A 15783-nucleotide genomic window follows, 5' to 3' on the forward strand; every position below is an offset into this window, starting at 1 on the left:
TAGGATTACTCCTTTGAAACGATTACGCATGTTGCATTTCCCCTTCTCCGTCAAGAGGCAGAACGATCTCAACCCGCAATCCGCCTTCCGGGCCTGCCATCAACTTGATCCCATAGTCCTTCCCATACACAAGCCGGATTCGCTGCTGCAGATTGGCTAGTCCCAATCCGGAATGATGCCTGTTCGAATCCCGCATATCCTCTTTCGGGTCCAGCGCCTTGGCCATCTCATCCTCACTCATGCCAATGCCATTATCTTCAACCGCCAGCAGCAGTCCTTCTGCTGTACTTCTAATTTCGATACGGACATGCCAATCCCGCCCTTTTACCGTTTCGAGCCCATGCGATATCGAGTTTTCGACGAGCGGCTGCAAAAGCATTTTCATCATTTTGTGCGGATATAACGTTTCGTCGGCCTCGACAGCAACCTGCAGCTTCTCGCCGAAACGCGCTCTCTGTAGAAGCAAATATCGATGAAGCTGATCCAGATCCTCGCGAACCGTAACGAATTCAGATCCGGGCTGGATGCTATAACGCATGAGATCGCTTAGTGTGAGCACCATCCCCGCTGCTTTCTCATTCTCGTCGTTGATCAGTTGCCAATAAATCGTATTCAAAGAGTTGTAGAGAAAGTGTGGTCGGAATTGCGCCTTGAGTGCTATGATCTGCGCCTGCTTCTCGGTTGCTTGCCGGCCAGATAAATCCTGAATGGTCTCATTCAAATGTTTAACCATTCCATTGAAACTTTCAAATAGTGTCGCAACCTCATGGTTGATAAGACGGCTCTTCGATGGGCTCAGAATGCCCCGCTCAACTCGGCTCAGACGGTGGGCGAGATAGCGAATCGGCCGCGTAACGGTCCAAGCGAAAAACGTGACGAGAAGCAATGCTGCACAAATCGCAAATATACCGATCAAAAAATTGCCCTTCTGCATCTGCTTCAGATCCTTGACGGCGTCAGCTGCATCAATATAGGCAGCTACCGTCCAGCCGCTGTATGAGGAAGTCGAATAGGCAACGTAGGTAGGCTCGCCTCCTTGTTCCCAATTGAACAAATCGTCGTCTTTGCTCTTCATCCGCTCGAACAGCTTCGGGTCGACCGGTTTGCCGATTTCTTCGGCATCCGCGGAATAGACGATAATGCCGCGCGAATCGATAAAATGGATTTTTCGGGTCAAGCCTTGGTCGTCCTCTTCAATGGTACGGCGCAACGTGTCGATAGAGAACATCGCGAATATGTCGCCCAGAGGCTCCAGCGACGACCATTCATTCAGTTGCCGTGCTCCGATAACCGCATTCACGGTCCCGCTACTCCATGCAGGTCCGGATACCCACAGCATACGCCCGGCGCGGGCTTGGATATCCGAATACCATTCCACCTGATGCAGTTCCTCCTCCGAGGACCAATATAAGGTTAAAGCGTCATTCCGCGAATAAAAGTTTCCTTTCGAATCCATCAAGTGAAGCGTAAGATCTGTACCGGTCAGCCTTGCTTGCTGGGATACAAAACGGATGATGTCCGTTTTCCCAAGCGCAGTGGCCTTACCTTTTGCCACTGCAGCAAAATGCTGCTGTATCTGCGGGCTGAAGGCGACGCGTTGAGACAGCCGGTCGTATTCAAGCAGCATTACGTCTGTCTTGCCTCGAATCTGTTTCACCGACTCGAGCATGAACCGGGACGTTTTCTCAACGACGACACGTGAGGAATAATGATAGGAGAAAAAGCTTGTAATGGACAGGATCAGCAGCAGAATGACCGAAAATCCGATAATCAGCTGCGTAAGAATGGATGGTTTGCGTGCCAAGATGAAGCCTCCTGAGTGTCGTTGTCGAATCTCTCTTCTATTATACGGGAGAGAGGATGGTATAGCAGGAAAACTTTATTTCAATAAACCGCGAGTTCAGCGTCGTCGTATGTACCTCAGGGGTATCTCATCGGCGTAATCATCAGCAAGAGCCCACAAAATAAGAATTTCCTCATAATGCGAGAAAATCGCATGATTCCGCGCCTAGCGCGGATTTTTTGTTTGAATCCGACAAAGTTAAAAACTTCGTTTACAGAGCGTTTGACAAGGTTCTCACCGATCATTCGTTACAATCTGAATAACTTGTCTGACTCGAAACTTCAAGTCGGGGGATGTCATCCTTTTCTCTGTCCAATTGATCGGTGGGATCAATCAATTTATTGCGGTCCGCATCGCACCCATTACGATTAGGAGTGGATATACATGCCGAAAGAAACCCGTCAATCCCTTATTGCTTATTTGATAACCGTTATCGTTGCTTTCACCGTCGGTCTATATTTCGGAGTCTTCTCGAATCCTTTCGTCCTGGCTGCCCCAAAAGACGATACTCATGCTTTGGCAACGAAGCAATGGGCGCAAACCGAAACGTTGTTCACGATACCCTTGCCTTATGCTGTTCCGTTATCTCTGTATTCTTATACGGCCCCAGTGAAAGAGAAGAAGCCACCTGCAACCAAGCCGGCAGATCCGTCCGAGTTCACCGAGGCGAAACAAGATGTCCTCTCCTCTCCGATTGTTCATATATACGAAACGACGGCCTATTATCTTAACGTTAGAGTACATGCGTACAATCAATCCGAAATCATCAGCACCGTTGAGAAAGGGACCATTTTGGAAGTATCGTCCGTGACCGAGAACGGTTGGCTTCGATTACAAGGCGGGGGATACGTGCATGGCGGGTACGCCAAGCCAATCAAGGGGGAATTGAAGAGAACGGGGCCTCAGCAGAAAAGCGCCAAAGAGGTCAAGTCGTTATCGGCCGACACAGAGGTCAACGAGATCAGCACACCCACATCCGAAGTCGAATCGATCTCGGGACTGACCGCACAGCATATCGCGCTTATTTTGAAAGGGACGGATTTGGAAGACCAAGGGTTGGAAAAAGCAATTTTGCGAGTCGAAAAGAAGTATGGCATCAACGCGTTCTTTACCATCGCAGTTATGAAGCTCGAAAGCGGAAACGGCAGCAGCAGACTGGCAACAAAAAAGAACAATCTGTTCGGTCTCAACGCGATCGACGGAGATGCATTCAACCGGGGGCTCAGCTTCAAGACGAAAGCGGACTGCGTCCTCAAATTTGGAGAACTGATTGCCAACAAATACATAGAGAAAGGCTATACGACCGTCGACAAAGTAGCCAAAAAGTATTGTCCGGCTAACTCAAGATGGCCGCGCCACGTGAAAGAAATCATGAAGAGCGATCTAGAGCTTCTATGATTTGCTCCTGCGCTTAGTACTTGAGAAAAATGACTCAAGATACTGAGGGTTGACTAAAACGTTCATAGCAGTGAATCTGTTCCATGATACAGACAGTTTTCAAATTAGTGCAAACGAATCCCGTGGATTCTCTCTTGAACCTTCGTTTGCTCCCGGGCCTAGTGCTCGAGAATGTTTCATTTTGCTTGTGTCTGAAAAAAAATGGCGGATGGATCTGGTGACGAACCAGAAACTTCATGATGCATTGTAATAGGAAAAAGCCTCTCCGTTTTTGTTCAGAGAGACCTAAGTAGTAACCTATTTTAGATAGCATCGATTGATCCTGCATGCTGTGACAAGACCGAATAATGAAGTCGACTAGTGGCCTGTGCTTTTATAGTGAAGCATCCCTCTCCGCCATACAGCATAGGAGAGAGCGAATGCCACTAGCCCCACGACAGGGGACAGCAGCCACACCGTCTCATGCTTAATCATATAGCTGGCCGGATAATAGTTCACGAATGCCAGCGGAATGACCATTGTTAATATTACTTTTATTACCTTGGGATAGATCGAAATCGGATACGCGATAAACCCGCGTGTTTGATAGAACAGAATGTTCTGGATTTCATTAGATTTCGTCGTCCAGAAGGTAATCGCTGCACAGAAGAGCAGTATGGCTCCTTGAACAAGGATTCCCCCTGCAAGCATCCACAAAACAACGAGAATACTCTTCAATGACCAGTCAAGTCCGATTTTGTTAAACGAATATACAAACAGGATAATGCCCAGACCACCATGCCCGAAAGTTGCCATCACGTCTGACTTCTTCGAGATGACATGGAACAAAGGCGAGAGCGGCTTCGTTAAGTACCCGTCAAACACTCCCTGATGCACAGCTTCTTCGAAATCCCTAAGACCAGTAAACATAAGGATGCTCAAACTGTAAGATAGGAAGACGAAGCTGTACAGGAAGAGCAGCGATGACATATTCCATCCATCAATCACCGAGAATTTGTTTAGCATCAGAACTAGCGTGATGACCGTTACGCTTTCACGAACCAGAACAGAGAACGATAGCAGAAACGTATCCCACTTATACATCATTCTGGACATCATAATCATTTTTACGAACTTAAAATACAAGGAGACATAATCTGCCGCCGAGTGTTTACTGAATCGTTCCATCCTTTACCCTCCCTGGATGACGAGCTTGGTCTGCGCTTTTCTCCACAGCAGAAGGCTAATAATGGCAAACAATGCAATCCAAAGAAGCTGCTCGCCATAGAGACGCCAAACATCGGCAGATATGCTTTTCCCTAGTATGATTGTTAGTGGCGTAAAGTAGATGTCCTTAAAGGGCAGCAGCTGCAATATCCGGGTTAGCCAATCGGGCAAAAACCAGAATGGAATTGTCGCGCCGGAGAGCAACAGAATTATCGCATTCTTTATAGTAATTAAGCTCCATGTCTGGTGCACCCAGAATGCCAGCAACCAGAAAATCAAGTTAATATAAAAGAGCAAAAAGTAGCTTAATACAAGACTGCAAGCGAACTCGATCATATGTATCCAGGAGTTCGTGATTTCAAGATTAAAGCATAGGGCAGATACGATTATCAATGGCAGTATGCGCGTCCACATGTTGTATCCAACCTCGCCGGTTACCCTCGAGAAAATATAGACAAGGAATTTGTACGGTCGAATCAACTCTGTTGCGATTTCTCCGGATCTGATTTTGCCGTCGATGAGAAATTCATTCATGGTTAGCGTCGTCCTCATCAATATCGCGAGGAGCGCGTACGATACGGCTTGCGTCTGCGTTACATCAGAAACAACAGCCTCCGAACCATATACAGCCTTCCAGATCGCACTGGTAATAAAGATGCTGAGAATTGAGCCAAATAAGCCGAGATAATATTCCAGCTTATAAGACAGCTTCTGCTGGAATGATTGCTTCGCAACTTTAAGGTATACCCTCATCTTACAGCTTCCTTCTCCCGTACCTGACTTACCTTATACGGCTCATTATAAATTTCCTTAATTATCGACTCGATCTCCGGCTCTTGAACCGTCAAGTCAACCAATTCATTATCCTTCGAGAGCAAGCTGATCAATTGCGATGCGGAAATTTTGCTTTTCTGGAACTGTATTCGATAACGCAGCCCCTCACATTCAATTGAGGTCACCGCATTTATTTGCGGAATGACCGGCGTATGTCCGAAGTCCATAACAAGTGTTCTCGACTCTCCATAATTGGCGCGAATCTCATTAATCCCACCATCGTATATCTTGCTTCCCTTGTCGATAATGATCATTCGGTTACAAGTTTTCTCAATATCGCTCATATCATGGGTAGTCAGAAGGACGGTAACATTCTTCTCCTTGTTAATCGCAACCAGCAATTCCCTGATTCGTTCTTTAGCTATCGCATCCAGCCCGATCGTCGGTTCGTCGAGGAAGAGAATCGCTGGATCGTGTAGCAGTGAGGCCAGCAGGTCTGCCCGCATTCGCTGCCCGAGACTGAGTTGTCTAACTGGAGTTGTGATAAAGCTATTGACTTCAAGCAGCTCTGTAAGAAACCTCAGATTAGTCCGATATTTCGTCTCGGGAATTTTGTAAATATACCGCAGCAGCTCGAAAGACTCTAAAAGAGGCAAATCCCACCAGAGTTGAGTTCGCTGCCCAAATACCACTCCGATATTTGCTGCATTTTCCTCACGATTCTTATATGGCACTTTGCCGTTGACCTTTACATCTCCTGCTGTCGGAACCAATATTCCGGTCAGCATCTTTATTGTCGTCGATTTCCCAGCCCCATTGGGCCCAATAAAACCAACCATCTCTCCCTGATTGATCTGAAACGAAATATCTTTTACCGCAACTTTCGTTTCATACTGGTTGGAGAAGAGAGAACTTACAGAGCCTAAGAACCCCTTCTTCTTCTGAGGAATTAAAAAATGTTTGGAGATGTTCTCAACAGAGATGACACTCATGGCTTGCAGACCTTAATAGCACGCTCAATCAGCGGCACCAGTTCTGATAATTTATGACTTTGCCTGATTTCAACAAGAACAGACGCAAGTGTAATATCAAACATCTCTTCGATCTCAATCATCAGGTTGACAAGACCCAACGAATCCAGGCCAGAGTCTCTGCCAATCGTTACGTCCATCGAAGGCTCTATGTTTAGTCCCGATTCTTCCAATACCTTTTTGTAGCAGTCCATGATCGCTTGTTCAATGTTAGTCATTTCTTTTCCTCCGATATAAATGTTTTATTGAAAACGAATGTATAATTAAGGGAGTTACACGTTCAATATTTTTTTCCACTGTACCGGATCGGTGCCGTGCTGGGCCATGAAAGCAAGAACCCATCGTTCCAGACCAAAGCCTATGCAACCAGTGACTGTATGTCGCACATTCTTTACCGTAATCTCAAATGGTTCCGTAAAGGCCGTACCGTGGATATTAAATGAAGAAACCGCTAAATAATTGTCCGGCCCGTAGGCCAATTGAAGCTCAATCTTACTTTCTTCCTCAAGCTGAATCTTTTTGAACTTCTGCATGGATGGAATGACAAACGGGTCACTCGTTACGCTTACCCGCATAATAAGGCCGATCTCCTCGGCAACACGCTTCACCTCCTCAAGCACATGCTGCCGTTGACTAACGATAAACTCATGGTCGCCGAGAAGGACAATCTCTCGAACATGATAATCGCGCAGCCGACCAAATCCGCCCCAGTTCATCCTTCCTTCATGACGGAATACCTTCTGACGGAACGTATAGACCGATGGTTCAGCGAGCTCGGCATGCTCCAAATCCATATAACAGTGGAAGCAGGCTGCTGGCGAAAGCACAAGATGCGGTTCAGCGACAAGCTCCTTCACCTCGCCTCTCTGGACTTCACGGCTAACTTTGAGCAAATTGTCGACATCCTCCCTTGGATGGCAGACAAACATTGAATACTGCGGCGAGGTACGAAGATAGCCCGTTTTATCGAAAGCCGTAATCGGTAGCAATGTAGGGTACTGTGTCTCAATGGCCGCAAGACTTTGTGCAATCGTTTTAAATTTCGCATCAAAGTATTCCAGCAGCCAAATAGCTTCCCCCTTCAGACCGATCAACCCATCTCCATAGTTTCGAACAAGATCATCGGGGAACTCCGTACCATACACATGATTCTTTGCGTTTCCGTTCGTATAGATAACACTTTGCTGATTAGGTGCTTGTTTGTGCTTAATCATCCGGTGTATCTTCGACTGTACTTCTTCTACATCCGCCCTATCTTCCAGGACCACTACCAAGCCAGTCTCTGTCTTATCGATAGAGATAACTTGCTCGGAGGCAAATCCGATGAGTCGGATTATATCGTCTGTGTCCGCTTCATGAATTTGATTGAGAGATATAAAAATTTGGTTCATAGGCTTGACCTCATTTTTTATATACTAAGTTCAGAGCCTCGGAGGTGAAGGAATTTCGGCGTCTGACAACCTTGTCTTCTCCTGAGATTGCAATTTCTTCGAGGTAAGTAACGTCTTCCGGTTTGAGGGAGAGAAGTACTTCCTTAGCAACAAGGTCCGGATAGAACTGGTTAGCGTAGTATAGCGTGTAATAACAGGCTTTATTTAGGTTTAACTCCTTCATCATATCTACCCAGCGGATCATACGCTGTTCATCACTGATCACTCGAATCGTATTAACGACATCTATCATTTTGTACAAAACTACATCACGTCTACCCTTACTCCACAGACTACTGGAACCTTCGCGATAGAAATGAACACAGAGTTGTGCCATATGCGTTTCCCACGGAAGTCCCTTTACTTCATAGTTATCATTTGAATAGTTATAAGTGCCAAAATCAAAGACAGCCTTAGTGATATCGTTATCCTTCGAATCAAAGTGAAAATTCACATCGATTTCATGATGGCTAATAAATTCCGAATCAACCAGCTTTATATATGGGACAAGATCGTGATAGTTCATTCGTTGAATCATCTTCGCTTTACGTGAAGCTTCCTTGTATTCCCCGTTCTCCATGTACGTTTGAATATAGCCGTGTTTTCGAAGAATTTGATCCAGTTTGTCCAAATCCTCCTCCGATACCAATATGTCGCTATCATTAGAACGACGCTCACCCGGTCCGTACAAAGTTGCATTAAACACAAGGCCTTTCAATGCCGCATAACGAATTCCTGCCGCTTCAAATTCATTCAGGATCGGTAGAATGATTTCATTAATTTCTTTGGCCTGCTGTGCCTGGGCTTTAACAATCAATTGAAGCGCTTTATCAAACTCGTTAACCAGCAGCTTCTTACGTAATTGTCCTAATCCAAAATAGAAATATCCAGACAAGCGATGATGGAATAGCTGGCCACCAATCCAACCCCAGTCCAGCTGGTTCTCGCAAATCTCCTCGAGCCTCTGTTGCTCATCCGATGTCCTGTATTTCAGAACAGACAATAATAGCAATTCTTTCTCTAAAGCGAACTGACTCATTACGATCATCATCCTATCATCAAAAGTATAAACAAGTGAAAATAACCAAGTTCCTTATCAAATAAGCTTTACAGTGTTACAACAAAAATTCGACTATTTGGCTGCTTTGTAACATTTCTATGGTCTGATCCGCGACATTGTTAAAAAAATTGTCTCGATCAACGTTGTCAACTTCAGCAATGAATAGCGCCTTTGCGCAACTACATTAAAGCTTATTTGACCTAAAAGTTAAAATATAACCTTTAGTGGATTGATTGCCATCCAAACAGACACTCACAGTTTGTTAAAATTATTGAACAAAATGTGATTTATGTCAATGTTTTCTTCTGCCGAACTTCATACTACCACATATATTCCAACATAAAAAGACAATTGTTTGCATATTTCTACATATTATATATCACTTTAGATTTTCTTTTTGAGGCAGTTAATTCTACTATCTCATTAATAAGTTTCAAGCCACTTACTAATCAGATCTACTTCCTTTTCTTTCATAACTAGTATTTCATTTTCAGCATCAATTATTAACTTTTGGCGTTTTGTCTTGCGATACATCAAGATCATAAATCGGACTTTATCAGATTGATTTACCACTTCTTCATATGCTGCAGCGATCTGGGTAAGCGTATCGCGAATTGTGGAATCATGATGTAACTCGATCATGTACCGAAAACGTCCTGCCATGACCTTCTTATGTTCCCATAGAATATGAAAAGGATAAATGTCGCATGTCTTACCTTCTATCATGCAATTATTCATATACAGTTGAAGCTCTCGATAAACGTCTATACCGAATGTCATATTTTTATAATGAAATAAATCAAAGTTTGCATATCGATCAATGCTGTTCCGAGCGTGCAAATAGTCATTAAGCACTTCGTTCACAAAGGACGGATCAAATTCATAGGTAGAAGAATAGTTGGGCTTCAGGACTCGAATCAATTTCATGTAATCGTATTTTAAGCTGTTGTTTTGATATGCATCCTTAAAATCTTGAAACGAGATTGAAAAATCAGAGTATTGCCCATTAATAAAACTCGATGCCCTAAAAGTTCGATTCGTCTTGTCATATCCAGAGATCATTAATTCATGATCAAAATGAACTTTTTGATAAGGCGTTCGGCCAGGAACGTAAAATTCATCGACGAATGAGTAAAAACAATAATCCAAATCGATACAGTGTATGACATACTCAACAATGTCATCTACTGGCATGACTTCTCTGTCAAAATATTGATGATCTAGAAGTTGATAATTATTCCAATCCAAGTAACGATAGAAATTAATATAAAATGGTACCCCGCCCAAGTCTTTCGCAGTGTAGAGTTGAATATAATTGCTATAAAACCACGGAATAAAAGACGGGTGGTCTGACATGACAGCAAGCGGATAAGCGTGATGAAGATACCCGCTTATTTCAGGTTTGTGAATAGGAAGATACTTTATCATCGATTTCCTCCATATAATTACAACGGATTCGGATTAAGCGCTTTCAAGGTCAACGGCGAACGCCATGCATAACCAGATATGACTTGTACTAAGCGTCTTCTGCATGCTTCATACTCGTTTTCAATTTTGCAAAACTAGCGTTTTCTTATACTCTTTGTTTGACAACTCTATAGAGACCTTAGTCAAAACCTCTAGAGCATCAATACAATAATCAGAAATAAAATAGTTATGATTGAAATATGACAATTCTGTGCATCCCAATATCACATAATTGCAGCCATACTTAATCATTCTGTCTAATACATAATTGAAATCACTTATATTCCCATGCCCATTTTTCTTAATTTGATTATAAATTAAGTTCATGACATGGTCTTGTAACACATCGTCTGGCTCTATACACTTAATACCATACTTTTGTAATGCGTTAGTATACAGTTGACTTTTAATAGTTCCATTTGTAGCTAGTATTCCAACTGTTACATTTTGCTTCTCAGAAATATTGGCAATGTGCTTCGCTGTTTCTTCAACCATGTTGATTATGGGTATATTAGTCTGACTTTGTAACTCCTCTATAAAAAAACACGATGTATTGCATGGCATTGCAATATTATCAACTTTTAATGATTCCAGTATCCTCACATCTGAGATCAACTGGTTTAAAAGCGGTTGATATTCGCCGCCTTCAATTGCCGCTGTCCTGTCTGGTATTTTTGTATCGTTCAATATAATCATTTCTAAATGCTCACGATCATTAGTTGCTACTGTTTTATTAATAATGTTACTAAAAAAAATGCTCGTCGCTTTGGGTCCCATTCCGCCAATTATCCCCAGCTTTTTACTCATAGCAAGCACCTTCTATAATAATGAGCGTCAATACTTCAGGGCGATGTCTGATCTAAAGTCTAAATTCGATTTAGATATATAGCTGCTTAACAGTTGATCCACATCATTTTTTATTTCCATCAAGTCACTTCCTGTCTTAACAAATCCTACTAATCTCGAATTTCCAGTAGATTTATAAATGTTTGTTCCTATTTGCAGCGAATTGTAAAAATATACATCACAGACAGTGTTCTTTAACAATTCATCTGGCAATGTAAATTCTATCGGTACGAATTGATCATCTACCGCATAACCTTTTGATGTTACGCAAACTACGTAAGAACTTAGCTTATTAAAATCACAACTACTATCGTTAATTTCATTCTTCATACAAATATCATAAACAACGTTTGCAAAATCTGAGTTCATAACACTAATTACACTTAGTGCTTCTGGATCGCCAAATCTTGAATTATACTCGATGAATTTAACACCGTCATCGCATTTAAAAAAACTTCCATAGAGAATGCCATCATAAACACTTGTTGTTTTATTGACTTGTTTAATAGTTTTCAACATAACATTTTTACAAAATTCAATATCGCTTTCTGACAAAAAATGAAGGAGCCCATTACTTTGCGTTATGCATCCCATTCCTCCTGTACTCGGACCTTGATCATTATCATACCTATATTGATAGCCACGAGTAACAGGAGAGATACACAAGTTATTTCCATCCGTAAATCCAGTAATCGAAAACTCTTTTCCATTTATTTTATCTTGAATAATTACAATTCCATCTTGTGACAAGCATTGTTCTGCATAATGAAACCCTTCATCTTTACTTGAGAAATGTGTTCCTCCTACCTTAACTCCTTTTCCTGCCGTTAATCCATTGGGTTTAACAACAAAATTTTCATCTATATATAATTCTTTTACTTTTTCTAAATCTTCTTTGTTAATTGCGATAGTTGATCTTATCATCATTTCTGGTGCAATCGAATTAACGAGGTTCAAGGCATAGGCTTTGTCCCACTCTAACCTTGCACCTTCTTTTGTTGGACCAAAAGTATGCATTCCTAACCCTCGGGCGACATCAATCAGCCCTTTTTCCAATAGTGAATCACTATTAATAATACAGAATTTCAAATTATTTTCTTTTATGAAGTTTATCATATTATCTTTATCGAAATCTTCATCTATTAAGTACTTTCCTTTTGAAACTTCCACGCTTTCTACGATCGAAGGATTTTTGTGAGCCATAATTGCATATACTTCAAACTTCTCTGATAATTTTTTTGCAATTATAGCTTCCCTTCCACCATTCCCCATCAATAAGCACTTTTCCATGAGATACCCTCTTTTCAAATATAAACGAGTTTATCTTAAAATAAATCGATAATTATCGTGAATTACAAACTACTTTATAGATGTTTGTTCCGCCAGAACCTTGCAATAGTTTGTTTATTGCCGCTTCCAGTTCTAACGGCACAAACAAGTTTTTTTTGAAAACGTTGTCATCAACAAGCAATTTTCGCCGAGTTTCAGCATGGTATAATTACATACTCTACAAAAAGTTAAAACTTAATATGCTTCATTATGCTGTTTGTAACTTGATCCGCTTCTTGGATCCCGTCAATCTTGATCAATTGAGATCCCATCTGCTCATAAGTGTGAATAATAGAAGTAATCCGTTCAATTTTACGTTCCTCATACTTTAGATTACCCTTGTCTCTATGGTTAAGTCGTTGAATTAATGTTTCTGGCGGTACACTTAAATAAAATGAATAGTCTGGTCTAGGCAAACCTTCGTTAATATCTGCTAGAAATTTAGAATCAATTCCTCTATGAAGAAATACCGCAAAAGCTGCGTGAACATAGCGATCACAAATGACTACTTTACCTTCATTTAAAGCAGGAAGAATTACATCATGCACATGAACAAGTCTAGCGGCTGCTGCCATTAAAGCTAAAATTCTAGCCTGTATTTCTGTCCCGCCATGTTCTAAATAATGACGATTAATTGGTTGATTTCGAAACCAATCATTAGGCTGTGCTGTTACCAATACATCTTTATTACGTTTTCTAAATTCGTTAGCCATTGCTTCAATTTGCGTTGTTTTACCACTGCCATCAAATCCAGTTATCGTAATAAATAGACCGGAGTCGCTTCTTTCTTTTAGAAATACTTGTTCCAAATCAGCTGCGAAATATTCTTTTCTCAAAGCCCATTCTCCTTCTTGATGATTTAAATGAAATAACTCTTTATTAAATTTTTTACAAGGAAAATATTCTGCAAAATCCGCACAAATTCAATTACATCCTTTGCAGACCTAAATTACTATATGATACCAACAATCACTTGTCAATATCAGGGATATAACCATGATAAAAAAAATAAATCAGGTCTTACGATAATTACAATATTAACTGTAAATTGTGGGAATCTATTCATGAATAAACCGGCCACCAGTACATAGTAAATTGGGGCGAACTGCAAATAACCTGAGGGTCCAACCCACTAAGATACCCGTGACACCTAAGGCTTGGCTTATGTAGCTGGAATAGAAATTTAAGAAATGAAAACAAATGCACCTATTTCAAAGAAAAGGATTGTTAAGCGAATCATGATCAGCCTAACAGCTGTTGTTTAACTTGCCATTTCGAATTGATTTCTGAACTTTCTGCTGGATTTTCATAATTTGTTTGTCCGAGATATTTTTTTTTGATCTTGATGTTAGTCCAAAACAATGGTGTAACTACCGAATATAATACCTAGCTGTATTTCGGAAGGAGTGAAGAGATCTTGTTGAATCGTCGTGGTTTTCCAGGCTGCCCCGATCTGAATCGGACGTTTCCATAAAAGACCGATCGACGTCCGCGGCATCAGCTGGCGGATCAATTATTGCATTTAGCCCGATCCTTCCGGCCTGATCTAACTCTCGATCTTCATGAAGCAAACGGATTTCATAAGAAAGATAAATCTAAACTTGGGCAAACCATTATAAATATCCCTAACTCTCCTACAGTCACTAGTTCAAAGAAAGTAGCCCCCCGAATAAATAAAACAATTGATAATTCAGTGCATCATTTTTCAGTTGCACAGAATGTAGTTCCATGATCCTTAATGTTTTTGAAAGAAATGGGGTCGATTGATAAAAATATTAAAAATTTGGTCGAAATTATTCAGCCCTCGCCCAGGGATTGACTCTTGTGCAAGGCTTGGTGTCGAGTGCAACGGAGATTGCGGATCAAATTCTCTTTCTCCGACCAGTAATAAAGTGAAAGAGGCTAACTGAAAGATTCAGTTGCCTCCTCGCTGTTATATTTCTCAGGTGACGGACGCGCCGGATTGGTTGGCAATTGCTGATTTCGTCTGAACCACATATTGAATGATAATACACACGATAAGAGCGGCTAACAGAATAGCAGATGCGATTTGAGTACCATTCTCTAGGCCCAATCCGCCTTTATCATGAGGTTTGATTAAGTAATCACCGAACGTGGCTCCGAATGGGCGAGTTAGAACGAATGCTAACCAGAATAAGAGAACACGGTTGATTCTCGTAAACCAATACGCCAGTAGAACCAACAGAATGAGCCCTCCAGTCAGTATGGCACCTTGCGCAATAGTGAGGCCTAAGCCTTGCTCCAAGAAGTTTCCCCCGCCAGCTAACTTGCCGATACCTTCACTTTTATGAGATAAGAAGTCTCCAGCTGCGGTACCCAGAGTATTGGAGACCAAGATAGCAATCCAGTACAGAATCTCTACCCTTTTGGTGGCGATGTCTTTAACATTTAACGAAGGTTCGGTAACAAACCAAAATAAAAAGATAACAGCTAGCAAACTAATCAATAATATTGATCCTTTCATGTATCCCAATCCTAATGACCGATCCATGAAATCCGAAAATGCTGTACCTGCTAAACTTGTAGATGTAATTACTACCCAATATACAGGTGGCACGTATTTCTTCACGAACAGCTGAATCGTCAGAAAAACTATAAATACCCCGACAAAAAACAAGAAAGGAATTAAGTAATTATCCTCTGATCCTGGAACAGTCACTAAATCGCTTCCTGTTTCCCCTAGTGTTGTTGCGGCAATTTTCATAATCCAAAATAAAAGTGTTAGTTGTGGTATTTTATTGATTGAAGAACTTAAACTAGATTTTTTCTTTGTATTATCCATTAATCTATTCCCTCCTCAAAATGAACTACAAAATACCTATCCTCTTTAAAAAAGCAAGGTGATAAATCAAGAGGTTCCAGTTATTCTCATTCTACTTGGATGATTAATAATTTGACGCATTCAAGACATCAAGAGATTCTTGGATTACAGAGTTACATTTATTTATGTTAGGGCTTTTGGTTCGTACAGCAGCGAGCACCTCATCAATAGTGCCATCAATCTCAGTCCAGGTTTTACGATCAGTCTTTCTAAGCTTTGGTTCAGACTGATCCCATTCATATTCCAGGTCATCTGCCTTAGTTTTTGCTGTACTCAGATTATTACCGTTGATATTATCGAAGATGTCTGTTTCAATGCTAATAAAATCATTTAGTTGTCCGCTCAAGGTCGTTTGTGATGAATCAATTTTTGGAACAATATATTCGTCACACCAGATATACCCTCCGATTCCGACCATTAAGAAAACACAAATGGTTGTAAGCATTTGGATCCATACAAGCTTTGAACTATTAATTGTATCGTTTGATTGGACACCTTCTTTCTTCGAAATAAAATCATATTTGGTAATCGCTAAGAAGACAATGGTTGCCAATATT

13 protein-coding genes and 1 pseudogene are annotated in these 15783 nt (G+C 41.4%); 1 reads left to right on the forward strand and 13 read right to left on the reverse strand.

Annotated elements, in window-relative coordinates:
- Positions 1 to 22: 22 nt before the first annotated feature.
- Positions 23 to 1804: a cache domain-containing sensor histidine kinase gene (locus PKO01S_RS04885; RefSeq protein WP_127530181.1), complete on the reverse strand. Its 1782-nt coding sequence runs from the start codon at positions 1802 to 1804 to the stop codon at positions 23 to 25.
- 423 nt (positions 1805 to 2227) lie between these two features.
- Here PKO01S_RS04885 and PKO01S_RS04890 point away from each other — a divergent pair, with 423 nt between their 5' ends.
- Positions 2228 to 3241 carry a glucosaminidase domain-containing protein gene (locus PKO01S_RS04890; RefSeq protein ID WP_127530182.1) on the forward strand — a complete coding sequence of 338 codons (1014 nt, stop codon included), beginning with the start codon at positions 2228 to 2230 and terminating at the stop codon, positions 3239 to 3241.
- A 357-nt stretch (positions 3242 to 3598) separates the two neighbouring features.
- Here the strand turns inward: PKO01S_RS04890 and PKO01S_RS04895 are convergent, their stop codons facing one another.
- The 12 genes and pseudogenes from PKO01S_RS04895 to PKO01S_RS28675 all read right to left on the reverse strand — a co-directional run.
- The gene (locus PKO01S_RS04895; RefSeq protein ID WP_127530183.1) at positions 3599 to 4408 is read right to left on the reverse strand and encodes an ABC transporter permease; all 810 of its coding nucleotides are present in this window, start codon (positions 4406 to 4408) and stop codon (positions 3599 to 3601) included.
- A gap of 3 nt (positions 4409 to 4411) precedes the next feature.
- Entirely contained in the window at positions 4412 to 5200 is a 789-nt protein-coding gene (locus tag PKO01S_RS04900; protein ID WP_127530184.1) for an ABC transporter permease, read from the reverse strand.
- On the reverse strand, positions 5197 to 6213 hold the full coding sequence (locus PKO01S_RS04905; RefSeq protein ID WP_127530185.1) for an ABC transporter ATP-binding protein: 1017 nt from the start codon (positions 6211 to 6213) through the stop codon (positions 5197 to 5199). Before PKO01S_RS04905 ends, PKO01S_RS04900 begins: the two co-directional genes overlap by 4 nt.
- The gene (locus tag PKO01S_RS04910) at positions 6210 to 6470 is read right to left on the reverse strand and encodes an acyl carrier protein (RefSeq protein WP_127530186.1); all 261 of its coding nucleotides are present in this window, start codon (positions 6468 to 6470) and stop codon (positions 6210 to 6212) included. The genes PKO01S_RS04905 and PKO01S_RS04910 overlap by 4 nt, the downstream gene beginning before the upstream one ends.
- 54 nt (positions 6471 to 6524) lie before the next feature.
- Positions 6525 to 7643, reverse strand: a complete 1119-nt coding sequence (locus PKO01S_RS04915) for an aminoacyl--tRNA ligase-related protein (protein WP_127530187.1) — start codon at positions 7641 to 7643, stop codon at positions 6525 to 6527.
- Positions 7644 to 7653: 10 nt separating this feature from the next.
- On the reverse strand, positions 7654 to 8721 hold the full coding sequence (locus PKO01S_RS04920; protein ID WP_164779483.1) for a nucleotidyltransferase family protein: 1068 nt from the start codon (positions 8719 to 8721) through the stop codon (positions 7654 to 7656).
- A gap of 444 nt (positions 8722 to 9165) precedes the next feature.
- Positions 9166 to 10170, reverse strand: coding sequence for a hypothetical protein (locus PKO01S_RS04925; RefSeq protein WP_127530189.1), 1005 nt, complete (start codon positions 10168 to 10170; stop codon positions 9166 to 9168).
- 120 nt (positions 10171 to 10290) lie between these two features.
- Positions 10291 to 11016, reverse strand: coding sequence for an aspartate/glutamate racemase family protein (locus PKO01S_RS04930; RefSeq protein WP_127530190.1), 726 nt, complete (start codon positions 11014 to 11016; stop codon positions 10291 to 10293).
- A 27-nt stretch (positions 11017 to 11043) separates the two neighbouring features.
- Positions 11044 to 12345 (reverse strand): hypothetical protein, encoded by a 1302-nt coding sequence (locus tag PKO01S_RS04935; RefSeq protein ID WP_127530191.1) that lies wholly within the window; start codon positions 12343 to 12345, stop codon positions 11044 to 11046.
- 227 nt (positions 12346 to 12572) lie between these two features.
- Positions 12573 to 13220 carry a dTMP kinase gene (gene tmk, locus PKO01S_RS04940; protein WP_164779484.1) on the reverse strand — a complete coding sequence of 216 codons (648 nt, stop codon included), beginning with the start codon at positions 13218 to 13220 and terminating at the stop codon, positions 12573 to 12575.
- Positions 13221 to 14326: 1106 nt separating this feature from the next.
- Positions 14327 to 15187: a COG4705 family protein gene (locus PKO01S_RS04945; RefSeq protein ID WP_127530193.1), complete on the reverse strand. Its 861-nt coding sequence runs from the start codon at positions 15185 to 15187 to the stop codon at positions 14327 to 14329.
- 103 nt (positions 15188 to 15290) lie between these two features.
- Positions 15291 to 15783 (reverse strand): annotated as a pseudogene (locus PKO01S_RS28675) (hypothetical protein); the annotation flags it as partial.

The organism is Paenibacillus kobensis NBRC 15729 (assembly GCF_004000825.1).
Classification (GTDB): Bacteria; Bacillota; Bacilli; order Paenibacillales; family Paenibacillaceae; genus Paenibacillus_T; species Paenibacillus_T kobensis.

Bases quoted from the DNA above. Each gene is read 5' to 3' on its own strand.
- PKO01S_RS04920 (WP_164779483.1), bottom strand. From the start codon at position 8,721: ATGAGTCAGTTCGCTTTAGAGAAAGAATTGCTATTATTGTCTGTTCTG.
- PKO01S_RS04945 (WP_127530193.1), bottom strand. From the start codon at position 15,187: ATGGATAATACAAAGAAAAAATCTAGTTTAAGTTCTTCAATCAATAAA.
- PKO01S_RS04905 (WP_127530185.1), bottom strand. From the start codon at position 6,213: ATGAGTGTCATCTCTGTTGAGAACATCTCCAAACATTTTTTAATTCCT.
- PKO01S_RS04925 (WP_127530189.1), bottom strand. From the start codon at position 10,170: ATGATAAAGTATCTTCCTATTCACAAACCTGAAATAAGCGGGTATCTT.
- PKO01S_RS04890 (WP_127530182.1), top strand. From the start codon at position 2,228: ATGCCGAAAGAAACCCGTCAATCCCTTATTGCTTATTTGATAACCGTT.
- PKO01S_RS04915 (WP_127530187.1), bottom strand. From the start codon at position 7,643: ATGAACCAAATTTTTATATCTCTCAATCAAATTCATGAAGCGGACACA.
- PKO01S_RS04900 (WP_127530184.1), bottom strand. From the start codon at position 5,200: ATGAGGGTATACCTTAAAGTTGCGAAGCAATCATTCCAGCAGAAGCTG.
- PKO01S_RS04930 (WP_127530190.1), bottom strand. From the start codon at position 11,016: ATGAGTAAAAAGCTGGGGATAATTGGCGGAATGGGACCCAAAGCGACG.
- PKO01S_RS04935 (WP_127530191.1), bottom strand. From the start codon at position 12,345: ATGGAAAAGTGCTTATTGATGGGGAATGGTGGAAGGGAAGCTATAATT.
- PKO01S_RS04910 (WP_127530186.1), bottom strand. From the start codon at position 6,470: ATGACTAACATTGAACAAGCGATCATGGACTGCTACAAAAAGGTATTG.
- PKO01S_RS04895 (WP_127530183.1), bottom strand. From the start codon at position 4,408: ATGGAACGATTCAGTAAACACTCGGCGGCAGATTATGTCTCCTTGTAT.